Source organism: Pseudomyxococcus flavus, assembly GCF_050038885.1.
GTDB classification, from domain to species: Bacteria; Myxococcota; Myxococcia; order Myxococcales; family Myxococcaceae; genus Myxococcus; species Myxococcus flavus.
The window spans coordinates 9,361,065-9,387,004 of record NZ_CP143624.1; the positions used below are offsets into that span (position 1 = coordinate 9,361,065).

General features: G+C 71.5%; 17 protein-coding genes. 9 read left to right on the forward strand and 8 right to left on the reverse strand.

Going from position 1 to position 25,940, the window contains the following annotated elements:
• Positions 1 to 8: 8 nt before the first annotated feature.
• Entirely contained in the window at positions 9 to 722 is a 714-nt protein-coding gene (locus VZL07_RS38595; protein WP_426752985.1) for a hypothetical protein, read from the reverse strand.
• 34 nt (positions 723 to 756) lie between these two features.
• Positions 757 to 3,426, reverse strand: a complete 2,670-nt coding sequence (locus tag VZL07_RS38600) for a phosphoenolpyruvate carboxylase (protein WP_426752986.1) — start codon at positions 3,424 to 3,426, stop codon at positions 757 to 759.
• Between the two features lie 217 nt (positions 3,427 to 3,643).
• Between VZL07_RS38600 and VZL07_RS38605 the strand changes: the two genes are divergently transcribed.
• Positions 3,644 to 4,138, forward strand: a complete 495-nt coding sequence (locus tag VZL07_RS38605) for a hypothetical protein (RefSeq protein WP_426752987.1) — start codon at positions 3,644 to 3,646, stop codon at positions 4,136 to 4,138.
• Between the two features lie 7 nt (positions 4,139 to 4,145).
• Here VZL07_RS38605 and VZL07_RS38610 read toward each other — a convergent pair whose 3' ends face one another.
• Positions 4,146 to 6,695, reverse strand: coding sequence for a DEAD/DEAH box helicase (locus VZL07_RS38610; RefSeq protein WP_426752988.1), 2,550 nt, complete (start codon positions 6,693 to 6,695; stop codon positions 4,146 to 4,148).
• A gap of 1,157 nt (positions 6,696 to 7,852) precedes the next feature.
• The gene (locus VZL07_RS38615; RefSeq protein ID WP_426752989.1) at positions 7,853 to 9,580 is read right to left on the reverse strand and encodes a SulP family inorganic anion transporter; all 1,728 of its coding nucleotides are present in this window, start codon (positions 9,578 to 9,580) and stop codon (positions 7,853 to 7,855) included.
• Between the two features lie 234 nt (positions 9,581 to 9,814).
• Here VZL07_RS38615 and VZL07_RS38620 point away from each other — a divergent pair, with 234 nt between their 5' ends.
• From VZL07_RS38620 to VZL07_RS38630, 3 genes are all read left to right on the forward strand, one after another.
• On the forward strand, positions 9,815 to 11,320 hold the full coding sequence (locus tag VZL07_RS38620; protein ID WP_426752990.1) for a HAMP domain-containing sensor histidine kinase: 1,506 nt from the start codon (positions 9,815 to 9,817) through the stop codon (positions 11,318 to 11,320).
• A complete protein-coding gene (locus VZL07_RS38625) occupies positions 11,317 to 12,738 on the forward strand; it encodes a sigma-54-dependent transcriptional regulator (protein ID WP_426752991.1) in 1,422 nt (473 codons plus the stop codon). Before VZL07_RS38620 ends, VZL07_RS38625 begins: the two co-directional genes overlap by 4 nt.
• Positions 12,739 to 12,908: 170 nt before the next feature.
• Positions 12,909 to 13,514, forward strand: coding sequence for a DUF4142 domain-containing protein (locus VZL07_RS38630; protein WP_426752992.1), 606 nt, complete (start codon positions 12,909 to 12,911; stop codon positions 13,512 to 13,514).
• 108 nt (positions 13,515 to 13,622) lie between these two features.
• Here the strand turns inward: VZL07_RS38630 and VZL07_RS38635 are convergent, their stop codons facing one another.
• Complete coding sequence (locus VZL07_RS38635) at positions 13,623 to 16,361, reverse strand: bifunctional acetate--CoA ligase family protein/GNAT family N-acetyltransferase (protein WP_426752994.1); 2,739 nt, start codon at positions 16,359 to 16,361, stop codon at positions 13,623 to 13,625.
• Positions 16,362 to 16,628: 267 nt separating this feature from the next.
• On the opposite strand from VZL07_RS38635, the gene VZL07_RS38640 reads away from it, so the two are divergent.
• The 5 genes from VZL07_RS38640 to VZL07_RS38660 all read left to right on the forward strand — a co-directional run bounded on the left by VZL07_RS38640 (position 16,629) and on the right by VZL07_RS38660 (position 22,597).
• Positions 16,629 to 17,246, forward strand: coding sequence for a DUF2378 family protein (locus VZL07_RS38640; protein ID WP_426752995.1), 618 nt, complete (start codon positions 16,629 to 16,631; stop codon positions 17,244 to 17,246).
• 190 nt (positions 17,247 to 17,436) lie between these two features.
• Entirely contained in the window at positions 17,437 to 18,234 is a 798-nt protein-coding gene (locus VZL07_RS38645; protein ID WP_426752996.1) for a DUF3014 domain-containing protein, read from the forward strand.
• A gap of 251 nt (positions 18,235 to 18,485) precedes the next feature.
• The gene (locus tag VZL07_RS38650; RefSeq protein ID WP_426752997.1) at positions 18,486 to 20,597 is read left to right on the forward strand and encodes a two-component system sensor histidine kinase NtrB; all 2,112 of its coding nucleotides are present in this window, start codon (positions 18,486 to 18,488) and stop codon (positions 20,595 to 20,597) included.
• Positions 20,587 to 21,960, forward strand: coding sequence for a sigma-54-dependent transcriptional regulator (locus VZL07_RS38655; RefSeq protein ID WP_426752998.1), 1,374 nt, complete (start codon positions 20,587 to 20,589; stop codon positions 21,958 to 21,960). Before VZL07_RS38650 ends, VZL07_RS38655 begins: the two co-directional genes overlap by 11 nt.
• Before the next feature lie 265 nt (positions 21,961 to 22,225).
• Positions 22,226 to 22,597, forward strand: coding sequence for an OmpA family protein (locus VZL07_RS38660; protein ID WP_426752999.1), 372 nt, complete (start codon positions 22,226 to 22,228; stop codon positions 22,595 to 22,597).
• Between the two features lie 49 nt (positions 22,598 to 22,646).
• Here the strand turns inward: VZL07_RS38660 and VZL07_RS38665 are convergent, their stop codons facing one another.
• The 3 genes from VZL07_RS38665 to tgt all read right to left on the reverse strand — a co-directional run bounded on the left by VZL07_RS38665 (position 22,647) and on the right by tgt (position 25,873).
• Positions 22,647 to 23,513, reverse strand: coding sequence for an alpha/beta fold hydrolase (locus tag VZL07_RS38665; protein WP_426753000.1), 867 nt, complete (start codon positions 23,511 to 23,513; stop codon positions 22,647 to 22,649).
• A gap of 339 nt (positions 23,514 to 23,852) precedes the next feature.
• Entirely contained in the window at positions 23,853 to 24,707 is an 855-nt protein-coding gene (locus VZL07_RS38670; RefSeq protein ID WP_426753001.1) for a tRNA (5-methylaminomethyl-2-thiouridine)(34)-methyltransferase MnmD, read from the reverse strand.
• Complete coding sequence (gene tgt / locus VZL07_RS38675; protein WP_426753003.1) at positions 24,704 to 25,873, reverse strand: tRNA guanosine(34) transglycosylase Tgt; 1,170 nt, start codon at positions 25,871 to 25,873, stop codon at positions 24,704 to 24,706. The genes VZL07_RS38670 and tgt overlap by 4 nt, the downstream gene beginning before the upstream one ends.
• Positions 25,874 to 25,940: the final 67 nt, after the last annotated feature.

The window sequence follows — 25,940 nt, forward strand, 5'->3', positions numbered from 1 at the left end:
CCCCACGCTCAGCCCTGGCGTGCGCCGAGCACGCCGTGGAGCACCAGCAGCTCCGCCAGCCCCGGAGGGGCCAGAATCCAGTCGTCCTCCGTGGGCACCCAGCGCACCGGGGCTCCGGCGCCCTCCAGCAGGCCGTTCACCTGGAGGAGCAGCGGCTCGAAGGTGGCGGTGGGGGCCTCGCGGCTGCCCTCCGGCGCGGGCACCTCCAGGCCGCCGGGCTCCAGGCGGAAGGCGGCGCGGCCCGCCTGGGGCGTCACCTCGAAGCCGGGCAGGTACGGCTGCATCGCGGCCTGGAGCCGTTCGAGCAGCGCGCCGTCCTCGTAGGGGTGGGCCAGCTCCCAGTCGAAGAAGGTGGGCAGCTGCGCGAGCAGCTCCTGGTGCAGCGGGTCCGCCCGGCTCCGCCGCCAGTGGTGCTCGGCCAGGTCATAGGCCGTGGCGGGCACGCGCAGCTCGAAGCCCTCCAGCTTCGCGAGCAACTCGCCCATGCGCTCCACCAGGTCCGCCGGCGGCTCGGCGCGGGACACCCAGCCCCAGTCCGACACCGACTGCCCGCGCCGCAGCCCCTCCACCCGGTCGCCTTCGCGAAGCTGGAGCGGCGGCTCGGGGGACTCCTCGTCCGGGTACAGCGCCGCGTGCAGCAGGGCGCCGCCCGACTCGGGACGCAGCCGCGCGAAGCGGTGCGCCGGGTTGACCTCCACCACGCTGAACGTCTCCCTGGCCATGGCCTCCTCCTCGCTGCGCTCGTGGGCGGGGAGCCTACCCGGTGTTGCGCATGCCGGCGGCGATGCCGTTGAGGCTGAGCAACAGTGGACGGTCCACCTCCGCCTGGCCCTCGCGCTTGCGCTTGAGCAGCTCCACCTGGAGGAAGGACATGGGGTCCACGTAGGGGTTGCGCAAGGAGATGCTGCGCTGGAGCTGCGGGTTGTTGTCGAGCAGCTTCGACTCCCCCGTCAGTCGCTTCACCTGCTTGCGCGTGCGCCGGTGCTCCTGCTGGATGCGCCGCCACAGCGCGCGGGTGCTCGCGGGCGCCAGCGTCGCGTAGCGCCCGGCGATGGCCATGTCCGACTTGGCCAGCACCATGGTGACGTTGTCGATGACGGCGCGGAAGAAGGGCCACTCCCGGTACATGCGCTTGAGCAGCGCCGCCCCACCCTCCTGCTTCGAGAACGCCTCCAGCGCCGAGCCCACGCCGTACCACCCCGGGAGGATGGCGCGGTTCTGCGTCCAGGCGAACACCCACGGAATCGCGCGCAGCGTCTCCAGTCCGCCCGCCTTGCGCTTGCTGGGGCGCGAGCCGATGGGCAGCGAGGCAATCTCCTCCACCGGCGTCGCCGCGGTGAAGAACTCCAGGAAGCGCGGGTCCTCCCACACCAGCGAGCGGTACGCCTGGCGTCCCGTCTCCGCCAGGGTGTCGAACGCCGTGCGGAAGGTGCGCTCGGCCTCCACCTCCGGTCGCGGCTGCGCGTCCAGCGTGTGCAGCAGCACGCCGCCCAGGATGAGCTCCAGCGTGCGCCGGGCCAGCTCCGGACGCGCGTACTTGTGGTCCAGCGCCTCGCCCTGCTCCGTGGCCTTGTAGCCCCCCGCCACCGCGCCGGGCGGCAGCGCGAGGATGGCCTCCTGGGCGGGGCCGCCGCCGCGCGCCACGGACTCGCCGCGGCCGTGGAACAGGCGCAGCGGCACGCCCGCCTCGCGCGACACCTCCGTGAGCGCCACCTGCGCGCGGTAGAGCGCCGCGCTCGCCGCCAGGAGCCCCACCTCCTTGCCGGAGTCGCTGTAGCCCACCATCACTTCCTGGCCACCGCGCACGTCCACGTGCCGGCGGTACTCCGCGTTCGAGAACAGCGTGCGCAGCACGTCCGGCCCCGAGTCCAGCGCCCCGAGCTGCTCGAACAGCGGCACCACGTCCACGGTGGCGCAGCCGCGCTGCGCGTCCCACAGCCCCGCGTGCTTCAGACACTTGAAGGCCGCGAGCACGTCCTCGGCCGTGCTGGCCATGCTGAGGATGAGCGTCCGGCAGGCGGGCTCACCCGACTCGGACTGCGCCTCCTTCAAGCGCGACAGCACCTCCAGCAGCCGCCGGCCGCCTTCCGTGGGCGCCGGGCCTCCGTCGAGCGAGGCCGCCGCGCTCACCGCGTCCTCCGCCGGCGCCCGCACCTCCAGCTCCGCCAGTGACAGGCCCAGCGCCAGCACCCGCTGCCGCACCTGGCGCACGTCCCGGAGGCCGGCGTGCGTGCCCTTCGACGCCTCCAGCGCGCGCGCCAGCACGTCCAGGTCCGCCAGCAGCGCCTCGGGCGTGCGGTAGGCCCCGGACGGCATGGCGATGCTCGCTCCGGCGCGCTGCTGCGTCACGTAGTGGAGCGCGCGGTGGAGCCGCTCTTCCATGAAGCGCAGCTTGTGGCGCCACGGCTCGCCCGGCGTGCGGGGCCCGTAGCGGCGCTCGGCCTCGGGCAGCTCCTGGGCGTCCTTCTCCACCGAGCGCAGCAGCTCCTCGGAGGGCTTCGCGTGCCGCTCGGCTTGGGACAGCCGGCCGCCCAGGCGCTCCATGTCCTGGAGCAGGCGCCGCAGCCCGCGGGCGCGGTGCGCGCGCAGCGTGTCCGCGAAGACGTCGGGAGTGACCAGCGGGTTGCCGTCCATGTCGCCGCCCACCCACGAGTGGACGCGCACGGGCGTCTCCACCGGGCCCAGCGGCTCGCCGTAGGCACGCTCGAAGGCCCAGTCCAGCAGGTCGGGCAGCAGCGACAGCTCCTCCGCGAGCACCTCCTCCACGTACCAGAGGACGTTCTTCACCTCGTCGCCCACGGTGGGGCGCTCGCGGCGCAGCTCGTCCGTCTGCCACAGGAGGGTGATTTCCTCGCGCAGCAGCTCCAGGTTCGTGGCGGCCTCGCGCGGCGTCAGCTCGAAGCGGTCCCGCTGCTCCAGCAGCTCCGCCATGCGGTAGAGCTTCTCCAGCAGCGTGCGGCGCACCGCCTGCGTGGGGTGCGCGGTGAGCGTCAGCGTCACCCGCATGGCGCCAATGGCCTCACGCACCCGCTGCGCGGGGACACCGGCTTCCTTGAGCAGCAGCAGCGTGGCCTCCAGCGAGCCGCGCTGGGGCTTCGCGGACGCGGCCTCCGCGTGGGTGCGGGCGCGGCGGATGCGGTGGTGCTGCTCCGCCAGGTTCACCAGCTGGAAGTAGACGGAGAAGGCGCGCAGCACCGGCTCGGCCTGGGACAGCGGCAGGCGCTGGAGCACCTCCGCCAGCTCGGCCGCCACCGCGCGCCGGCCGGCCACGGGGCCGCGGCGGCGCTGGATGGCGAGGCGGCGCACCTCCTCTTCCAGGTCGAAGAGCGCCTGCCCTTCCTGTTCGACGAGCACTTCTCCCAGGAGCCGGCCAAGCAGGCGGACATCCCGGCGCAGCGGCTGATCCACGGCACGCAGTCGGGCCATATGGTGCGACGGTAGTCGCTGCGTGGCGTCATGGCCCGCATTTCCGCGCGGGAAAATGAATGACGCCCGTGTATCACGGTGGGTTGTCTGCCATTCCCGACAGGTGGAGCCCATTGCGCCACTGCGGCCTCCAGGCCACACGAGCGCCCGGTCCAGGCCTTGCACAACACCCCATCCGTGGGCCGCGAACGACACCGCGGCCGGGGAGCTTGTCGCGATGTGGACGATGCGGGGATGGAAGGTGACGTTGCTGTGTGGCTGGCTGGCCGCGCCCGTGGCCCTGGCCGAGGCGCCGGAGCTCGACGGGGTGCCGTCCGAGGCGAGGGCCGCGCGCGGTGGGGAGGTCTTCGCCGAGGAGCCGCTCTTCCCGGACGCCGGCCCGGGCGAGCTCGACGGCCCCGTCCTGCGCTACGCGGAGCCGCTGTCCTGCCCCGCGGTGCCCGAAGGCCGCGTGTGGCTCGCGGAGACGGAGACGTGCGACGCATCCGGGTGCGAGGCCCGCACGACGGTGTGGGCGGGCGCGTGGACCGTCGAGGACGCGGGCCTGGAGGTGCGCTGCGAGACGGACCGCGTCGTCCTGAGCGCGGGCGCGTGGCGCATGGTGCTCACGCCTGGCGCGGGCGGCGGGCTCGACGTGGCCGAGCTGACGCCCCCGGAGCCGGAAGCCATCTCGGCCTCGCGCCCCACGGAGGCCCCCGCCTCCGAGGGCTGAGGCCGGACTACACGCCGATGCGGCGGAGCATCAGGATGGGCCCGTCATCCAGGCGCCGGTCGCGCAGGTCGATCTCGCAGTCGAGCATCCAGTCGCCGTGCCCTTCCGGGTCGATGATGCGCTGCTGGGTCTCCCACAGGCGCGGGCCCGTCTCCTTGAGGAAGGTGTTGGCGGGCTTGCGCGCCTGGGGCGTGAGCACCACGACCTTGTGCTCCTCGAAGTACGGCGCCATGGCCTGCTCCAGCTTGGGAGCGGTCCACTCGCCCAGCGCGTTGTCGAGCATGGCCAGCGCGTCCATGTAGCGCTTCTGTCCCAGCGCCTTGAGCAGCCGGTGCAGCTCCTCGCGCACGCGCGCGGCGAAGGCCTTCGGGTCGTCGGTGAGCTCCTTGGGCTTGAGCTCCACCACCGGCTTCGCCGCGACGACGGCGTCCGGGTTGCGCATGCGCTCCCACTCGTCCAGCAGGCTGGAGTCCACCTGACGGAGCGTGGCGCGCAGGTGGTCGATGAAGTCCTCCACCTCCTCCGTGCGGAAGCGCTCCGGCACCGTCTGCACCAGCGTCTTGTACGTGTCGTTCACGTAGCGCAGCAGCACGCCCTCGCTGCGCTGGAGGCCGTACTCGCGGATGTAGTCCGGGAAGGACATGAAGCGCTCGAACATGTCCCGGACAATGGACTTGGGCCGGATGTTCTCCTCCCCCACCCACGGGTGCTTCTGCGCGAACTTGTTGAAGGTGCCGTAGATGAAGTCGCGGTTGGGCTTGGGCCACTCGAGCTTCTCGAGCTCCGCCATGCGGTCGTCGTACTCGACGCCCTGCGCCTTCAGCTCGTTGATCTTCTCGCCCTTGAGCTGGTTGAGCTGCGCGTAGAGCACCACCTCCGGGTTCTCCAGGATGGACTCCACCAGCGTCACCACGTCCAGCGCGTAGGCGTCCGTGGTCGGGTCGAGCAGCTCCAGCGTGTCCAGCAGGTACAGCGACAGCGTGTGGTTGAGGCTGAAGTCCTGCTGCATCTCCCCCGCCACCTTCACCGTGGCGCCCGAGCCGCCCTGCCCCTTCACCACCTCGATGATCTCCGCCTCGCGCAGCGTGCGGAAGTCCCGCGCGGCCTGCTTGAGGTGCCGGCGCTTGAGGTAGTCCGAGTCGTGGCAGCGCTGCACCAGCTTCACCAGGCGCTTGTACCCGGCGTTGCCCTCCGTCTGGTGGTCGCTCTGGAGCAGGTTGAGGATCATGCCGTGCGACACCGCGAAGCGGGACTCCAGCGGCTCGGGCATGCCGTTCTGGAGCCGCTCGAAGGTGCTCCGGTCGTACTGGACGAAGTTCTTCTGCGGCGGCTTGGCCTTGGGCGTCTTCTTCTTGCCCGCGGCCTCCTTGGCGGCCAGCTTGATGTTCTCGATGACATACTCGGGCGCCTGGGCGACGACGCTGCCCTGCGTGTCGAAGCCCTTGCGGCCCGCGCGGCCGGCAATCTGCTGGAAGTCGCGCACGCTCAGCGTGGCCAGCTTCTCGCCGTTGAACTTGAAGAGCTGCGTGAAGAGCACCGTGCGGATGGGGATGTTCACGCCCACGCCCAGCGTGTCCGTGCCGCTGATGACCTTGAGGTGCCCGCCCTGGGCCAGCTTCTCCACCAGCAGGCGGTACTTGGGCAGCAGGCCGGCGTGGTGCATGCCGATGCCGTGGCGGAGGAAGCGCTGGAACTCCTTGCCGTAGGGCGTGTCGAAGGGCGCGTCCTGGAGCGCGAGCCGGATGGCCTCCTTCTCCTCCTTGGTGGAGAAGTCCACGCTCATCAGGTTCTGCGCCTGCTCGGCGGCGGCGCGCTGGGTGAAGTTGACCAGGTAGATGGGGTACTTCCCGCGCGCGACCAGGTCCTCAATCGTCTCGTGCAGCGGCGTCTCGCGGTAGTCGAAGTCCAGCGGCACGGGACGCTGGGCGCTGCGCACGGTGGCCACTTCCCGGCCGGTGAGCTTCGTCAGGCTCTCCTCGATGACGTGGGTGGGGCCCAGCGTGGCGGACATCAGCAGGAAGGTGGTGTCCGGCAGCGCGATGAGCGGCAGCTGCCACGCGACGCCGCGCTCGCGGTCCGAGTAGTAGTGGAACTCGTCCATGACGACGTAGTCCACGCGGGCGCTCGCGTCGCGCAGGGCCAGGTTGGCGAGGATTTCGGCGGTGCAGCAGATGATGGGCGCGTCGCGGTTGATGCTCGCGTCGCCGGTGAGCATGCCCACGTTCTCCGCGCCGAAGGCGTCGCAGAGGGCGAAGAACTTCTCGTTCACCAGGGCCTTGATGGGGCAGGTGTAGAAGGAGACCTTGCCCTCGGCCATGGCCTTGAAGTGGAGCGCCGTCGCGACCAGCGACTTGCCGGAGCCGGTGGGCGTCTTGAGGAACAGGTGCTTGCCCGCCAGGAGCTCCAGGATGGCCTCTTCCTGGGCCGGGTAGAGGCTCAAGCCATTGGCCGCCACATAGCCGACGAAGCGATTGAGGATTTCATCCGCGTCCAGGGCGGGTTCGCCCTTCCTGGGGAGCAGCGCGGCGAGCGGAGCTTGGGTTTCAGGGGTGGCCATCACCCGCGGACAATAGGCGGCGCGACCGGGCCTCACCGGGAAAATCGCAATCGGCTGCACGGTGGGTGAAGCCGGAGGCCCCCCTCCCGGTCGGTGGGACGGCGTAACGGACCTGCCCGCCGAGACGTGTCAGCGAGTGCCCAGGTTCAAGGCCCAGGGGCGCAATACCCGGGACCGGAAGCATTCCGCACCGTTGCGGTGGGCTCGGTCCGAGGGGTGGGGATGCGGAGAACCGTCGAAAAGCGGATGAGGCGGCTGAAGCGGGCGGCGCTGCTGGGAGGCCTGGTCTCCGTGCCCTGGCTTGGCGCCGGGTGCGAGCAACGCCATGGGCCGACAGTGGATGCCGAGGGCAGCCCGGGCGCTTCCGCCGAGGGCCCCCCAGGCGCTCCCGGGGTCGGTGGCCTGGAGAGTGGCCCACCGGACACTGCCCTTCCGCCTGGCGGCCCGAGCGGAAGCGGCCCCGGCTCTGCCCCGACAGTGGCTCCCCCCGGTCCACCGGGTGCCGGGGCCGGGGTCCACGGCAGCACGAGCGGCGGCAGCGGCCCAAGCGGTCCCCCGGGGACAGCCCACGGCGCCCTGGGCGGTGAAGGCCGGGGAACGGGCGCCGCGCACGGCAGGGAGCGAGGTGGCGGCGGGGGGCGCGGCGGCGGCCTTGGCGGCTTCGGTGGGGGGAGCAGCAGGACGGGAGGAAGCAGCACCACCGGAGGCACCAGCCGGTCGAGCGGCAACAGCGTGACGGGCGGGACCAGCACGACGGGTGGCGGCAGCAGCACCGGCCATGAAGGCGCCTCGGGCGGCGGTATCATCGGCGGTGGGAGTACGACCGGCGGCTCCTCGGGCCATGGCGGAGGAAGAGATGGCCCAAGCAGTGGCGTTGTCGGCGGTGGGAGTCCGGCCGGCGGTGCCACGAACCTCGGGCGAGGCGAAAGCAGTTCGGGCGGTGGCGAAAGAGACGGTGTTGGAACCCGCGGAAGTTCGGCCTACGACGGCGCCGGTCCCTGAAGCTCGCGACCACGCGGGCGCTTCACCCCCAGACGATGCTGGTGGGCCCGGGCCCCGCTGCGCACCAGCGCCAACGCACGGAGGCCCATCCCCCGACGAACGGGACATGGGCCTCTGAGCACGACTCGAAACTGCGCGGACGGCGCCGCCGGGGCTCAGGTCGCCTGAGGCGCCTGCGTGGCCGCCGACTCTCGCGCGCTCTCCTGCTGGATGTTCTCCAGGACCTCGTCCATTGAGGCCATGAGCGCGTGAGGACCGGCACCCGTCCACGTTCCCGCTTCCCGCAGCATCGCCGCGACGCCGCCGCGGGCGCCGGCCACGAGCACCCGCCCGCCGCGCACGGCCAGCACATCCGACAGCTCGCGGATGGTGCGCAGACCCGCGGCGTCCATGTACTTCACGTCGGACAGGTCCAGCACGAGGTGACGCGGCCAGGGCGGCCCCTGGAGCGCGGCGCTCAGGTTCGCGCACGAGCGGACATCCAGGTCACCGCGAACCCGAAGGACCTGCACCGGAGGCCGCGCGTCGGGGTCCCCGCCATCCGCGCCGAGGCTGCGGAACAGCGGGCGGCCATCGGTGCGGAGCAGGAGGCTGCGCACGTTGGCCTTCGGCGGCGAGAAGAAGCTCCGCGCCAGCGAGATGAGCACACCCGCGGCCAGCCCCGGCAGGAAGCCGATGGACGCGATGAGCAGCGCGGTGGCGACGGACACCGCGGCCTTGCCCGCGTTCTCCGTCCACAGCGCCCGCAGGCCGCGGAGGTCCAGGAGCCGCGTTCCCACGACCACCAGGATGGCGGCCAGGGCGGCCATGGGAATCCGGGCCACCAGCGAGCCGGCGAGGATGCAGGCCGCGAGCAGCATCACCGCATGCAGCACGGAAGCAGCGCGCGTGCGCCCGCCCGCCTGCACCGATACAGAGGAGCGGACGATGGCCCCCATCACCGGCATGCCGCCGAACATCGCCGAGGCCAGGTTCGCGATGCCCTGGGCCGCCAGCTCCTGGTCGCCGTCGGTGCGGTGGTCCGTCAGGCCGGGCAGCTGGTCCAGCGCCCGCGCGGCGAGCAGCGAGCCCAGTGACGCCAGCACCGTCAGCGCCAGCACATCCGGCAGGAGCGCCTGGAGGTCCAGCCCCGCGAAGGAAGGCATCACGGGCGCGGGCAGTCCGCTGGGCAGCGCGCCCACGCGAGCCAGCCCTTCGGAGAGCCCGCCCAGCATCGACGCCACCGTCGCCAGCACGAGCCCCACCAGCACGGCGGGAATGGAGCGGTGGAGCTTGGGCAGCGCCAGCATGCAGGCCACCACCAGGGCCCCCACCGCCAGGGACGCCCAGTGCACGGACCAGGTGGGCCAGGCTGCCGGCTGGACGAGCGCGCGCGCGGAGGCCGTGCCTTCCGTCACTGCGCCGAGCAGCCGGGGAATCTGTCCATCCAGCAGCAGCAGACCGATGCCGGCGGTAAAGCCGCGCGTCACCTCGGAAGGCATCCATTGCGCCAGCCGCCCCGCGCGCGCGACCCCGAGCACCACCTGGAGCGCGCCGCACATCAACGTGGCCACCACCACGCCCGCCACGCCGTGCTTCGTGGCGATGAGCAGCACGGTGGGCACCAGCGCGGCCTCCGGTCCCGTGACGCCCAGCCTGGCGCCGCCAAGCAACGCCGCTATCACGCCGGCGACCGCGCCACTCACCAGCCCCACTTCCGGAGGAAGGCCGGAGGCGACCGCCAGCGCCAGGTTCAGCGGCAGAGCAACACACGCCACCGTCAGCGCGGCACCCGCGTCACCGGGAAGCGTCCGCGGAGACGCCATCTGCTTCCACTCCGCCCACAACCGCTTGGGGCGCTCGGTCCATCCCTGATGCGTCTTGAGCGTAGGTGTCTCGACCATGCCCGGGCTGGTTTCATGGAACGTGCCGACGCCCTTTCCCCTCTGAAGCCTGATTCACCTGTCGGCCCATGCCGACGCCCCTTCGTCGTTGGTGTCCCGACACCTGTCTGTTCGCGCCGACACGAACCATCCACCAGCGCAACATTCGCTCGAAATTGCTGCGCGCGGTCCGCAACCTCAGTAGAGGTGTCTTCCGGAACGAGCGCGCCCCCACGTGCGTTCTGCCTCCGGCCCATGCGACTCGCTCACCGCCTGCTCATCTCCCACGCGCTCCTGACAGCAGCTCTGCTGGGAGCAGCCGCTTTCTCGGTGGTGGCCATCGTCCGGATGACGTCGCTGCTCACCGAGGTCCGCGAAGAACAGCTCGGTGGAATCATCAAGGAAGAGGCCGTGCACCAGGCCGCCTGGGGTGTCGAGGTGGCCGCGCGCCAGGGACTGTTTGCTTGTGAGCACAGCGCCCAGGAGGTGCCGGCCGCCGCGGACAAGCTGAGGGAACGGCTCACCCACCTGGACGCGCTCCTCACGCGCTACGGAGCATCGACCCAACCGCTGCTCCTGCGCGCCGCCGAAGGTTATCGAACCTACGCACGGCACATCCTCGCGGGTAACACCTGCGAGCGGCTCCAGAACGGCCCCCTGCGCAACGAGCGCCTCTTCCTGGCGGAGCAGCTCACCGACGCGTGGATCAACACCACGCTCGCGCTCCACTCCGCCATCCGGCAGCGGGAGGAGCGGGCCCGCGACATCGGCTCGTCCGCCATCGCGGTGGGGCTCATCCTGGGTGCGATGGCGGTGGTCGCCGCCTGGGCCGTGGCGCGGTGGGTGGCGCAAGGGGTGACGCGGCCGCTGGGTCAGCTCTCCGCGCTGGCGCACCGGGTGGGTGACGGCAACTTCGCGCCCCTTCCCGCCGTCACCGGCCCCAGCGAGATTCGCGCCCTCTGGGCGGACCTGGACCGGATGCGGGGCCGGCTGTCGGAGCTGGACCAGCTCAAGGACGCCTTCGTGGCGTCGGCGTCGCATGACCTGCGCACCCCGCTGGCGCGGCTGCGGACGGCCATTGGCCTGCTGGCGGATGGGACCGCGGGCCCCTTGACGGCGCAGCAGCGGCGCGTGGTGGAGCTGGCGCGCGTGGCCTGCGAGCGGGAGATTCGACTCGTCACCGCGCTGTTGGACCTGACGCGCGTGCAGGCCGGAAAGACGGTGCGCCGGGACGAAGGGTGCAGGCTGGATGACCTCATCGAGCGCGCCGTGGAAGAGGTGTCCGAGCTGGCGCAGGAGAAAGGCACGGAGCTGGTGGTCATCGCCGAGGGCACCACGCCTCCCGCCTCGCTCGACGCCGCCCTGGTGGAGCGCTCGCTGGTGAGCTTGATGACCAACGCCGTGCGCGTATCGGCCCCCGGCCAGCGCGTCTACATCACCCGCACGCTCTCTCCCCACGGCCCGGACGGGAAGCCCGGGACGTGGGCCCGGGTGGAGGTGCGGGACGAAGGCCCGGGGGTCCCCGAGGACGCACGCCCGCGCGTCTTCGAGCCCTTCTTCACCCGCGCGGTGGGGGCCGCCAACGCGGACGGCCTCGGGCTGGGGCTGCCGCTGGCGCAGCGGATGATGCGGGCACTCGGAGGAGATGTGTTGCTGCTGGAGAACGCGAACCCCGGCGCGCGCTTCGCGCTGGTGCTCCCGCTGGGGCTGGGCGTACCAGCCTCGACGACGGAACCGACGGCCAGGAGGAGCGACGCATGACGCGCGCCCGTGGCGGACATGTGCTGGTGGTGGACGACGACGCGGAGCTCTGCGAGCTCATCTCGCTGCGGCTGGAGGCGCGTGGGATGCGCGTCACCACCGCCCTCACCGCGGCGCGCGGTCTGCAACTGCTGGACCAGGAAGAAGTGGACGCCGTCGTGCTCGACCTCCGGCTGGAGGGGGCTGACGGGCTGGAGGTGCTGGCCCAGATGCGGGCCCGCTCGCCGGATCTGCCCGTCGTCATCCTCACCGCGCACGGCACCATTGAAACCGCCGTCGAGGCCATGCAGCGCGGCGCATACGGCTTCCTCACCAAGCCCTTCCAGGACCACGAGCTCTTCCAGAAGCTGCTGCACGCGACGGAGCGCAGCGACCTGCAACGCGAGCTGGCCGACCTGCGCCGCATCGTCGCGGGCACCTCGCCCGAGCGGCTCTTGGGGACCAGCCCCGCCATCGCCGAGGTGCGCGACCGCATCGCACGCGTGGCACCGTCGGAGGCCACGGTGCTCATCCTGGGCGAGTCCGGCACCGGCAAGGAGCTGGCGGCGCGGCAGGTCCACGCCCTGTCCCGCCGAGCGAGCGGTCCCTTCATCGCCGTCAACTGCGGCGCGCTGCCGCCGGAGCTGCTGGAGAGCGAGCTGTTCGGCCATGTCCGCGGCGCCTTCACCGGGGCCACCCAGACGCGCGAGGGCCTCTTCGGCGCGGCCCGCGGCGGCACGCTCTTCCTCGACGAGGTGGGCGAGGCCACCCCCCGCGTCCAGGTGAAGCTGCTGCGCGTGCTCCAGGAGCGGCGCTTCGCCCGGGTGGGCAGCGCGGTGGAGGAGGAGGCGGACGTGCGCGTGGTGGCGGCCACCAACCGCGACCTGCGCGAGGAGGTCGAGGAGCGCCGCTTCCGCGAGGACCTCTACTACCGGCTGGCGGTGCTACCCATCGTCATGCCGCCGCTGCGGGAGCGCGTCGAGGACATCCCGATTCTGGCCACGCGGTTCCTGGAGCAGGCCGCCGCGCGCAACGGCTTGCGCATGCCCCGCCTGGCGCCGGATGCCCTGGCGCTGCTGAAGGCGCACGCCTGGCCGGGCAACGTGCGCGAGCTGGTCAACACCATGGAGGCGCTGGTGCTGCTGGCGCCCGAGGACGACGTCCGCTCCGAGCACGTGGCCCGCATGCTCGACCCGCCCACCTCCGCGCGCACGGTGCCGGACACCACGCGCGAGGGGGAGTCTGACCTGCTGAGCGCGTCGGGTGAGCTGCCCACGCTGCGCGAGGCGAGAGACCGCTTCGAGCGGCGCTACCTGTGCGAGGTGCTCCGCCGCTCCAAGGGCAACGTGGCCGCCGCCGCGCGCATGGCCAGCCGCAACCGCACGGACTTCTACGAGCTGCTGCGCCGTCACGGCCTGTCTCCCGCTGACTTCAAGTAGTCGACGCCTGCTTTGCCCGGGCAGGGGCAGAAGGCCTGCCTGGGCACGAGCGAGCGGCGTCGCGCGGATTCGTCACCGCGCACACAAAGGCCCCGTGCTTTCCGCCCATGGCGGTGTGCTTTTCAACTGCCCAACCTTCCGCTGAACATCAGATGGAGGGGGAAACAGTCATGCGAGTCACACGGGCGATGTTGGGCATTGCGATGGTGGGGGCGGCGATGATGTTCGCCGGTTGTGGGGAGAGCGCCGCGAGTGAGGGCGAGCTGGGACCGCAGCAGTCGGCCGCGGCCCCGGGGCTGATGCTGACCGACGGCCAGATTCTCGGGGTGTTGCTGGTGGCCAACGCGGGCGAGGTGATGCTGGGCAAGATGGGCCAGGCGCACGCGACCGACCCGACGGCGCGCGACTTCAACGCGCGCATGGTCACCATGCACACCGAGGTCATCCAGCGCCTGGAGCAGCTGGCCCAGGCCCAGGGCATCGCGCCCGCGGAGAGCCCTGTGTCGCAGCATCTCCAGATGACGGCGCAGAAGACGGTCGACGTGCTCGGCGCGGCGGTGCAGAGCCCCACGTTCGACCTGTCGACGATGGATGCCCAGGTCGCCGCCCATGCCGGCACGGCCATGCTGGGTGACGCCCTGCTCGCGCCGCAGGTGCAGAACCCCGCGCTCAAGCAGGAGCTGATGGCCATCCGGAAGACGGTGCAGAACCACCTGCAGGAGGCCTCCAACATCCAGGTCACCCTCTACAACGCGTACAACACGCAGCAGCCGTAGCCGCGCCCCCGTCCGCCCGGGGTGCTCGAAGCCCCGGGCGTGACGGGCTCCGCCGCAGAGGCCCCGACCTCGCGGCCCCGCCGGCACCGAGCGCGTGCGACGCTCGGGTCAGAGCACCTTCACGGCCTTGACCATGTCCGGCGCCAGCTCCTCGTGCTGGAGGATGGAGAAACCCAGCTTCCGGCTGATGGTCTGCATGGCGCGGTTGCCCGCGAGGATGTCCGCGACGATGCGCTCCATTCCCCAGGCCCGGCCGATTTCCACCAGTCGCTTCAACATCTCCGCCCCCAGCCCCTGCCGCTGCACCGGGTCGCTGATGAGGATGGCGAACTCCGCGTCCCGCGTCCCGCGCAGCCGCGTGAGCCGGCCCACGCCGAGCAGCTCTCCGTCCTTGCGCTCCGCCACCAGCGCCATCTCCCGCGCGTAGTCGTTGAAGCAGATGCGCGACAGCCGCTCGTGCGCCACGCGGGTGCTCAGCTGCATCAGGCCCGCGTAGCGCAGGAACACCGTCTGCTCCGACAGCGTGCGGTGGAACTCCGCCATCCTGGGCTCGTCCTCCGGACGGATGGGCCGCAGCAGCACTTCCTCGCCGTTGCGCAGCCGGAAGGGCGCCACGTACTGGTTCGGGTACGGCTCGATGGCCAGCTTCGGCAGCTCCGCCTCCGTCACCGATGCCGGGTGCAGCACCACGCGCGCGTCCAGGGCCAGCAGGCGCTCGGGCGAGGCCAGCAGCGGGTTGATGTCCACCTCCTTCACGAAGCGCTGCTCCACCACCAGCTGGCTGAAGCGCACCATGAGCTGCTCCAGCGCTTTCAGATCCACCGGCGCGCGTCCCCGGACGCCCTTCAGTGCCTCGTAGATGCGCGTCTGCTCCATCATCCGCCGCGCTAGCGTCGTGTTGAGCGGCGGCAGCCCCAGCGCCCTGTCCCGGAACACCTCCACCAGCGTCCCGCCCGCGCCGAAGAGCAGCACCGGCCCGAACTGCGCGTCCACGCTGCTGCCGACGATGAGCTCGTAGCCATCCAGGCGCACCATGGGCTGCACCGTGACACCGTTGAACGCGCTCCCCTGGCCCCGTGCCTCCATCCGCGCGCGGATGTCCCGGAAGGCCGCGCGCACCGCCTCCGCGTCCTGGAGGTTCAACCGGACGCCGCCCACGTCCGACTTGTGCGTCACCGTGAGCGAGTGCAGCTTCACCACCACCGGAAAGCCCAGGGCCGCCGCCTCCGCCACCGCGGCGTCCTCCGTCTCCGCCAGCCGCGTCTCCACCGTGGGGATGCCATACGCGGCGAGCAGCCTCTTGGACTCGTACTCCGTCAGCAGCGTGCGTCCCGCCGCGCGCGCCGCCTCCACCCACCGGCGCACGTCGTCCCGGGCGGTGCCCACCGGCTGCGCCAGCGAGGGCGTCTCGTACAGGCCCGCGAGGTTGTAGGCGTAGCGCCACATGTAATTGAAGATGCGCGCCGCCGTGTCCGGATAGCCGAAGGTGGGGATGCCCGCGTCGTTGAGGATGCGCTCCCCCGCGGCCACCTCGGAGCCGCCCATCCAGCTGGCCAGCACCGGCTTGCCCTGCAGCTTCGCGAAGGGTTTCAGCCGGTCCGCCGTCTGGGTGGGCTCCGTCATGTCCTGTGGCGTGAGGATGACGAGCAGGCCGTCGCTGGCCTCGTCGCGGCTGGTGACCTCCAGCGCCTTCGCGTAGCGCTCCGGGTCGGCGTCGCCCAGGATGTCCACCGGGTTGCCGTGGCTCCACTGCGGCGGGAGGAAGGCGTCCAGCGCCTTGCGCGTGTCCTCGCCCAGCACCGCCAGCTCACCACCGCCCGTCACCAGCGCATCCGTGGCGAGCACGCCAGGGCCGCCCGCGTTGGTGAGCACGGTGAGGCGCCGCCCCGCCGGGCTCGGCTGCCGGGCCAGCGTCTCCGCCATGTAGAAGAGGTCCGCGATGGAGTCCACGCGCAGCACGCCCGAGCGGCGGAAGGCGGCGCTGAGCACCTCGTCGCTGCCCGTCAGCGAGCCCGTGTGGGACGCCGCCGCCTGCGCGGCCTGCGCCGTGCGCCCCGCCTTGATGACGATGATGGGCTTGGTGAGCGCCACCTCGCGCGCGGCGGAGAGGAAGGCCCGCGCGTCGCCGATGGACTCCATGTACAGCAGGATGGAGCGCGTCATCGGGTCGTCGGCGAGGAAGTCGATGAGGTCCCCCCACCCCACGTCCAGCATCGAGCCCACGGACACGAAGGCGCTGAAGCCCACCGCCTCCCGCAGGCTCCAGTCGAGGATGGACGTGAGCAGCGCGCCGCTCTGGCTGATGAAGGCCACGTTGCCCGGCCGGGCCATGGCCCCGGCGAACGTGGCGTTGAAGCCGGTGGGGGGCCGCATCACCCCCAGACAGTTGGGACCGATGATGCGCACCTGCGCCGCCTGGGCGATGCGGAGGATGTCCTGCTCCAGGCGCACGCCCTCCTCCCCAATCTCCTTGAAGCCCGCGGAGAGGATGATGGCGCCACGGATACCCAGCGCCGCGCACTCCTGGATGACGCCGGGCACCGCCTGCGCGGGCGTGACGACGACGGCCAGGTCCACCCGCTCCGGCAGGGCCCCCAGGGACGGCCACGCCTTGATACCCAGCACGTTGGGCCGCTTCGGGTTGACGGGGTAGACGGTGCCGCCGAAGGGGTTGCTGATGAGGTTCCACAGCACGGTGCGCCCCACGCTGCCCGGCCGCTCCGTGGCCCCCACGACGGCCACGCTGCGCGGCGCGAAGAGCACGTCCAGCGGCAGCCGCGTCCGCTGCTGGTGGAGCACGTCATAGGACGGGTCCGTCTTCGAGGGGCCAGGGGCACGCGTGTCCATGACTCCGTCAATGCGGCGCGCCTCGCCCGGGTGCAATGGGCTTCGCGTGCCCCCTCCGCAGCCGCCCACAAATGGGATAGAACCGAATTAGCAGCACTCCTTGAAGGCATGGAGCGGGAGGCACACCGGGCGCATGTCGCACCCATGTCGTACAGACAGCCAGTACGTGACACAGGCCGTTCTGACACTCGCGGACAGTTCCACTGAACGAACTTTCACCAGTAGGCAAGCATCCCACGGCCCGCTCGGTGTATACGGGGCGCCTCTATGACTTCTTCCGAGAAGCTTGTGTTCACCCAAACCGTCGAGGCGCTCTTCGTTCGCGCCCTCGAGAACCGGCTCACCCCTGCGTGCCGCGAGCATCTGCGCCGGGCGGGGCTGGACCTCGACCAGAAGCTGGAGCGGGCCTACACCCTGGAGCAGTGGAAGGAGTTCCTCCGCATTGCCGCCGGCCACGTCTACGGCGGCGTCCCCGCCGAGGCGGCCTACTACTCGCTGGGCGAGCGGTTCATGGACGCGTACTTCGGCACCTTCTTCGGCCGGGCCCTTCTGGGCGTCGTCCGGCTGGCCGGCCCGCGCCGGATGCTGCTGCGCTCGGGCATGGGCTTTCGCGCCGGTAACAACTTCAGTGTCGTCGAAATCGTTGAGCGCGGCCCGACTTCGCTGGAGCTGCGGATGAACGACGTGCTGGCGGACCTGCCCACCTTCGCGGCGGGGCTGCTGGCGCGCGCGGTGGAGCTGTGCGGTGGCGCGCGGGTGGTGTCCATCCCCGAGGAGTTCGACGGCACCGCGGCCACGTTCCACATCCGCTGGTCGGAGACCCCGGCCGAGGCCGCCCTCACCGCCACGGACGACGACTCGGGCGCCTCCCGGCCCCGCGCGTAGCCGCCTTCCGCGCGCCGTGGCGCTTCGCCACGGCGCGTCCCGCGGTACGCCACGCTCGCTGGGCAGGCGGGCGTGCCCTCGGGACCTCAGGACGGACCGTGCTTCAGAGGGACGTGCGAGGCAGTCCGGCCACGCGCATCCCCTGGCATCGCGCCTGCAATTCCATGCGCATCCCTCGGAGGATGGACGCATGAGCAACCCTGAAGAAGTGGAGACGAATCCCCAGCGCCGGCTGCACTGGGGCGTTGGCGTGGCGGCGGTGGTGCTGGTGTTCGGTGGCCTGGGCACGTGGCTGGTGCTTCGTCAGTCCTCGTCGGACCTGCCGCCGCCGTCGCAGGTGGTGATTCCCAAGCCGTCCCATCCCGGGTTGGCGCCTCGCGCCGAACCCCGAATGCCCTCCTCGGCGGAGATGGACGCGCTGATGCGCGCCCGGCTCGCGGGGGCCTCGGGCCTGCCGGAGCTCGCCGCGTGGCTGCGCGAGCAGGACCTGCTGCGCCGCTTCGTCACCGTCGTCGGAAACATCGCCTCCGGCGACAGCCCCCGCGAGGTCGTGAGCTTCCTCGCCCCGAGCGGCGCCTTCGAGGCGCGCTACAAGGCCGGCAAGCACGTCATCGAGAAGAAGAGCTACGCGCGCTACGACGTCATCGGCAAGGTGGTGGGCTCGCTCGACCTGGGCGTGCTGGTGTCCACCTACCGGGAGGTGCGGCACCTGGCCGAGCGCCTCCACAAGGAGAACGCCCGCCCTGGCAGCACCTTCGACGCGACGCTCCACCTCGCCTTCGAGCAGGTGCTGGCCGTGCCCGTCATCGACGGCGACGTGGAAGTGGTCCCCCGGGGCGCCGTCTACGTCTACGCGGACCCGAACCTCGAGTCGCTGACGGCCGCGCAGAAGCACCTGCTGCGGATGGGGCCCGAGAACCTCCGCCGCATCCAGGCCAAGGTGCGTGAGGCGTCCCAGCACCTCACCCAGCAGGCGTCCCGCCGCTGAGCGCCTTCCCTCCTGGCCGCCCGCTGCCGCCGGGGCGCGTCATCCGCTTGGCCGCCCTGGCAGGATGCAACGACGGCCATGCAGATTGCGGCGGTGTTCCGAGTTGTTCCACCGCCACACCGAGGAGCGGGCCAGGGGCACGGGCGTTGCTACCAGCGCGGTCTTCCACCGGGCTGAAGCGCTGCCAGGCGGCGTGAGGGTCCGGCAGGCCCCGGCCTCCGTCCGGGGTGGAGCATCCGGCACCCTTGTTCATGCGTCTGTCCGTCCTGCCCGTGCTGCTGCTGTGCCTGGTGCTCTCCGGCACCATCGCCAGCGTCCTGCACTTCATGCAGCGGGACCGGCAGGCGCTGGTGGACCAGATGGCGCGCGAGCGCCAGGCCCAGTTGCAGGAGGCCGTGCGCGGCGTGTCCGCCGCCCTGGAGAACGCGGAGGAGGACCTGCGCTTCGCCGGCGAGCTGCTCGCCCAGCCGGGCACCGCCGAGGAGCACCGGCGGGAGATGCGCGCCCTGCTGGAGGCGGTGGGCCAGTACAAGGCCATCCTCGTCTTCGACACGGATGGCCGCGAGCGACTGCGGCTGGTGGACCGCCGCAGCGCGGCTGCCATGACGCACCAGTTCACCGCGGAGGACCTCGCCGTCACCGTGGAGCAGGCCCGGCAGCAGCCGGGGCACATCGTCTCGTCCCCGCCCCTGCCCCGCTCCCGCACCGGCTGGCTGCGCGCCTTCGCCTCCACGCTGCCCGAAGACGCGCCGGAGGGGGGCGGCGTGGTGGTGGTGCTGGTGGACGCAGAGCCCCTGTTCTCGCCGCTGAAGCTGCTCGCCTCGGACACGGAGACGCGGCTGCTGGTGCTGGGCGTCCACGGCACGCCGACGGCGCTCACCCACCCCCACCTGTCCGAATGGTACGGCCGTCTCGCCACCGAAGGGCACCTGACGCCTGGCCTGGCGGTGCTGGTGCGGCGGATGCGCGCGGGGGAGTCGGGCACGCTCGTCATCGAGCGCGAGGAGTCCGCCCGGCTCGGCCTGGGCGACTCGGAGGTGGTGGCCACCTTCAGCCCCGTCCGCTTCAAGAATGGCGCGGCGTGGCCGGTGGCGACGCTGGCGTCCACGCGGGTGCTGCGCTCGCACGAGCGAAGCCTCGTCCTGCGCCTGTCGCTGGCCGCGGTGCTCGTCTCCGGGTTCCTCATCGCCTTCGGGGTGTACGTCGTGCTCGCGCGCAGCCGGGCGGCGGCCCTGCGGGAGAGCCAGGAGCATGCGCGGCGGCTGGCCCACCTGCATGACAAGACGCAGAAGATTCTCGACCACATCCCCACGGGCGTGCTGGCGCTGTCCGCCTCCCGGCACATCTCCGCCGCCAACCGCGCGCTGAGCGCCCGCATGCCCGCGGACGCCGTGGGCCAGACGCTGGCCGCGGCCTTCCCCCACGCCCAGGCCCCCGTCATCCAGCGCCTGGAAGACCTGGTCCACGCCGCCACGCTCGACGGCCGGGTCCGCAGCCTCCACGGCGAGCCGCTCTGCCTCTTCGAGGAGCCCGGCCAGTACAACGTCCACGCGGTGCCGCTGGAGCCGCCCTCCGCCGACGTCCACACCCTGGTCGTCCTCGAGGACCTGAGCAACCTGCGCGCGCTGGAGGGACAGTTGCTGCGCGCGGAGAAGCTCGCCACCGTGGGCGTCCTGGCCGCGGGCATCGCCCACGAGATTGGCACGCCGCTGGGCATCGTCCGGGGCCGGGCCGAATACGTGCAGGAGAAGCTGGGCCCTGACCACCCGCAGGGCGCCGGATTGGGCACCATCGTCGAGCAGATTGACCGGGTGAGCCGGACGCTGCGCCAGCTCCTCGACTTCTCGCGGCTCCAGCCCGCGGACGCACAGGCGGTGGCGCTGGCGCCGCTGGTGCACAGCGTCCGGGAGCTCCTGTGGATGGAGGCCGAGCGCCGGCGCCTGAAGTTGGAGGTGGCCGTCGCCGATGCGATGCCCGCGGTGGCGGCCGACCCGGACCAGTTCCAGCAGGTGCTCATCAACCTGGTGCTCAACGCCTGTGACGCATGCGAGCCCGGGGGCCGCGTCCGGCTGAGCGCGAGCCTGGATGTGGAGAACGCGCCGGGCGCCTGGGACATGGTGCGCGTGGACGTGGAGGACAACGGCTGCGGCATCTCCCCCCGCCACGTCCACCAGGTCTTCGACCCCTTTTTCACCACCAAGAAGCGCGGCCAGGGCACCGGGCTGGGCCTGACGATGGTGGCGCACATCGTGCGCAACCACGGCGGACGCATCGAGCTGGACAGCACGCCAGAGCGAGGCACCCGCGTCACCGTGCGCTGGCCCGTGGCCGCGCCCGCCGGAGAGGAGCGACATGTCGTCTAGAGCCAGGGTCCTCGTCGTGGACGACCACGTCGAGATGGGGCAGATGTTGAAGGAGCCGCTGACGGACGACGGCTACAAGGTCGACATCGCCACCGGCGGCGCGGACGCCATCGCCCAGCTGCGCGCGCGTGTCTACGACGCGGTGCTGTGCGACCTGCGCATGCAGGAGGTGGACGGCTTCGACGTACTGGACGCCGCGCGCAAGCTCGACCCGGAGCTGCCCGTCCTGATGATGACGGCCTTTGGCGGCGTGGAGAGCGCCGTGGAGGCGATGAAGCGCGGCGCGTTCCACTACTTCACCAAGCCCTTCCGGCTGGACGAGGTCCGGCTGTCCCTGGAGCGCGCGCTGGAGCAGCGCCGCCTGCGCACCGAGCACCGCGCCCTCAAGCAGCAGGCCGCCGACCGCGGAGGCCTGGGCGCCCTGGTGGGCAGCAGCGCCGCCATGCGCGACCTCTACGCGCTCATCGAGCGGGTGGCCTGGTCCAGCGCCCCGGTGCTGGTGCGCGGCGAGAGCGGCAGCGGCAAGGAGCTGGTCGCCCGGGCCCTGCACTTCGAGGGCACGCGGAAGGCGGGGCCCTTCGTCGCCGTCAACTGCACCGCGCTCCCCCACGCCTTGCTGGAGAGCGAGCTGTTCGGGCACGTGAAGGGTGCCTTCACCGGCGCCACCACGGCGCGGCGCGGCCTCTTCGTGGAGGCGGACGGCGGCACGTTGTTCCTGGACGAGATTGGCGACATGGCGCCCGAGCTCCAGGCCCGGCTGCTGCGCGTCCTGGAGGACGGCGAGGTCCGCGCGGTGGGCGCGGATGGCTCGCGCACGGTGGACGTGCGGGTGGTCGCCGCGACGCATCAGGACCTGGAGACCCGGGTGAAGGAAGGCCGCTTCCGTGCGGACCTCTTCTACCGGCTCAACGTCGTCACCCTGCGGCTTCCGCCCTTGCGGGAGCGCCGCGAGGACATCCCCGCGCTCGTCGAGCACTTCCTCGTCCAGGCCAAGGCGCGCAACCCGCGCTCGGTGGTGCAGCGCTTCTCGCCGGAGACGCTCGCCGCGCTGGGCGCGCTGCCCTGGGTCGGCAACGTGCGCGAGCTGGAGAACCTGGTGCAGCGACTGGTGGTGCTCGGCTCGACGGAGGTCGTGGACCTATCCCAGCTGCGGCCACACCTGCCGGCGGATACCGGCAACGAGTCCCACCCGCTGGTGGCGGCGCAGCGCAACATCATCCCGTTGCGGCAGCTCGAGTCGGAGTACATCGCCTGGGCCGTTGCTCGCTGCGGGGGCAACAAGACGAAGGCGGCCGAGCTGCTGGGCATCGACGTCTCCACCATCCACCGGCGGGAGCGCGCGGAAGGCAATCCGCAACGCTGAGCTGGGCGCGCTGCAACGGTGGACGTGTCACGGCCTGGGCGTCTCAGAGGGACGAAGCCTCGGCACGGGCCTTGAAATGACAGGCGGCATGACCCGAACCCTCCTGTCTCTCCTTGCCGCGGTCAGTCTGGCTGGTTGCGCCTCCAAGCCCAAGACCTCTTCCGTGACGGCCCCTCTGCCGGACTCGCACCGGAACCGCGGCTCCGAGGCCGTGGCGACGGCGCCTCGAACATCACTCGAGGATGACGAGGACGCGCTGCGACGCATGAGCCCACTGTCCGCCGACCCGGTGTACTTCGAGCTCGACTCGGCCACGCTGCGCCCCGAGTCTCGCGACATGCTCGCCCAGCTCGCCACGGCGCTGCGGGAGCGTCCACAGACGCGGGTGACGGTGTCCGGCCACACCTGCGAGCTGGGCACCACCGAGTACAACATCGCCCTGGGCCACCGGCGCGCGGCCGTGGTGCGCGATTACCTGCGGAACCTGGGCGTGGAGCCCTCGCAGCTCTCCATCATCTCCTACGGCGAGGAACGGCCCCTGTCGGACGCCCACACGGAGGAGGCGCTCCGCCAGAACCGCCGCGCCGAGTTCACGTTCTCCTCGCCGGAGCACGCGACGCGCGGACAGGCCCACTGACCCGCTGGACGGCGGCCCGCGCGACGAGCATTCCACCCGCCCAGGCGCATCAACGCGCGGCCAGTGCCGCGTCGCGAATCGATTCCTGACCGTCGAGGAACGTGAGGATGCGCTGTGCACACAGCTCGGGCTGTTCCAATGGAAAGAGGTGCCCCGTGCCAGGCAGTTCCTCGGTGTGGCTGTCAGGCACGGTGAGCCGGGCCCGCTCCAGTGCCTCGCTCGTCAGCGTGTCGGAGTCGCCGCCGCGAATCACCAGCGTCGGCACGCTCACCGTGCCCAGGGCCTGCCAGACGTCGCGCGGAGACGTCTCGAAGATGCGCGCCTCCCAGGCCTTGGGGATGGTCAGCCGGAAGCCGCCGCCGGGGGACTCCGTGAGCCCATGGGTGATGTAGTCCTGGAAGCACTCGGGGTCGAAGCGCGCGAACAGCGGCTTCTTGCCGTAGCTCCGAGCGGCTTCTTCCCGAGCGCCCCACGACTCACGCCGCCGCCGGGCCAGGCTCGCGGGAGGCACGCGGCTCCGCAGCCCGAGCAGCGTCAAGGCACGCAGCGCCCAGGCGCGCGCGCCCGTGAACAGCACCGGGTCCAACGCCACCACGGCCCGGAACAGCGCGGGCGCCTTCGCGGAGGCGAGCAGCGTCGCCACACCGCCCATGCTGTGTCCCACGCCCACGATTCCCTGCACGCCCTGCGCACGGAGCGCATCAATCAGGTCATCCGCCATGTCATCCCAGGTCCGCATCGCCTGCGGGTCGGAGCCCGGCACGAGACAGCGGGTGCGCAAGGTGAACACGTGGTAGCGCGGCTTCAGGTGCTCGATGAGCTTCCGATAGCAGCCCGGTGGAAATCCGTTGGCGTGGGCCAGGTGCAGCACCGGTCCGGTGCCGCCCCAGTCCTCCATCTGAAGTGCGTCGCGCATGCCCAGTCGATTACCCCGGACCGCATCGGAAGTCTTGCCTCAGGAGGCGACAGGAACGCGGCCTCGCTCGGCCGCCTCGGGTCGGCCATCCACACGCCGCCGGCAGGCACCTTGGCGAAGGGAATCCCCATGGTACCGAGCATGCACGGCGCCGGAAGTGCCTCCATGCAGCACGGGTCCACGCCAGTTCATCGAGGGCGTAGGCCATGCCCACGCCCACCGCGCTGACGCTCCAGCATCACGCTGCCCGTGAGCCCGACACCGCTCGTGCGTATGAGCGAGCAGCCGGTGTCCCAAACCTCGCAGGGCTCCGAGCCTCGCATCCCTCTGCGCGCGCCATCACTTCCACTGCGGGTGCGCCAGCACGCGCGCCTCGACCTCCGGCGTGAGCTCCGCGCCGTGCGGCGCCCGCGATGAGGAGCGCGTCCACCGCTCCAGCCACCGCGCACCGAGCGGCGCCTCCAACGACGCCAGCCGGGTCGCTCCCACCGTGGTCTCGCCCTTCGTCCCCGTCGACACGCCGGCCCCCACATAGAAGCCAGCCAGCAGCAGTGTCACGCGCGTGGGCGTGGCCGCGCTGTACGTGAGCAGCAGCGTGCCCTCGCCGTCCTCACGGCAATGCCGGCGCACCCGCGCCAGCACCGCCTCCGTCCACATGTCCGGATTGGACGCCGGGGAGAACGGGTCGAAGTACACGAGGTCCGCCGTCGGCAGTGTGCCGTCCAGATGCGGAACCGCATCCCCCAGCAGCAAGCGCCACCTCAGGCCCTCCGCCTCCCAGACGCCGTCGCGCATCAGCGACTCCGCCGCCTCACGGAAGGGCTGGAGGAAGGGAAAGCCCGCCGCGTCCGCCAGCGCCAGCCGCAGCGGCGCCAGGTCCACCTCGAAGCTGACCACCTCCAGCGTCCGGCGCTGCTCCGCGCCCAGGCTCCTCGCGCAGGTGAGCGCGGCCACCGCGTTGGTGGCGGCCCCCAGGCCCACGTCGTGAATCACCACCGGAGGCCCCGGCTGCCGGAGCCGCTCGGCCAAGCGAGGCTGCTCCACGTAGAGCCGCAGCGCCTCCTGCCATGGCCCCACGGAGGGGTGCATCACCTCGCCATGGCCCAGGTGCCGCACGGCCCGCGCGCCATTGCGCAGGGTGATGAGCTCGAAGTCGCCGTCGCGCGGATTCGGCTCGGAGACCTCCGTACTCACCCGACCTCCTTCAGCGTCACCTCACGCGCGTTCGCCTCGTCCTTCAGGTCCTTGGGCGTGGCGATGGCCGCCTTCAGCTCGCGGTACACCTGCGCATACGTACCGCTGAGGATGCCCTCGCGGATGCGCCCCATCAGCTTCTGGTAGTGCCGCACGTTGTGCACCGACAGGAAGCGCGAGCCCAGATGGTGCTTGCCCCGCATCAGGTGCTGCAGGTAGCCGCGCGTGTAGCGCTTGCACACGTAGCAGTCGCACTCCGCGTCCAGCGGCTCGTCGGACAGGCGGAACACGCTGCGGGAGATGCGGACGAGGCCGCTGAACGTGTACGCATACCCCTGCTGCGCCATCTTCGTGGGGATGATGCAGTCGAACATGTCCACGCCGCGCAGCACCGCCTCCACCAGGTCCGTGGGCGTGCCCACGCCCATCAGGTAGCGGGGCTTGTCCTGCGGCAGGGATGCGGTGGTGCGCAACGTCATGGACTCGCGCTCCACCTTCGTCTCCCCCACCGCCAGCCCGCCGATGGCGAAGCCGTCGAAGGGCAGCTTCGTCAGGAAGGCGGCGCTCTCGTCGCGCAGGTGCGGAAACACGCCCCCCTGGACGATTCCGAACATCGCCTGCCCGGTGTCCCGGGCCGCCTTGGCCTCCAGGCTGCGCACCGCCCAGCGGTGGGTGCGCTCCATGGCCTCGCGGGTGCCCGCCTCGTCGGTCCGCGAGTCGATGCAAACATCCAGCACCATCATGATTTCCGAGTTGATGGCCTGCTGCATGGCGATGCTCGACTCGGGGCTGAGGAGCTGCCGGCTGTTGTCGTAGAAGCTGCGGAAGTGGGCCCCCTTCTCCGTGATGAGCCGGTCCTCCGGCAGGGAGAAGATCTGAAAGCCACCCGAGTCCGTGAGCACGCCCCCGTCCCACTGCATGAAGGGGTGGATGCCGCCGAAGCGCTTGAAGACCTCGGCGCCAGGCCGGAGCATCAGGTGGTAGGTGTTGGCCAGCAGGATGCTGGCGCCCGTCTCCTTCACCTCCTCCATGGCCAGGTGGCGAAAGCCAGCGTGGGTGGCCACCGGCATGAACATGGGGGTTTTGAAGGAACCCCGGCGTGTGTGCAGGATGCCTGCACGGGCGCCCGTGGGGTCGGTGGTGAGGAGCTCGAAACGAACGGCCATGGGCCGGCCCTTATACCCGTCACGCCCGGCAGGCACCGCATCCATCTGCCCTGCCCGCTCCCCCACC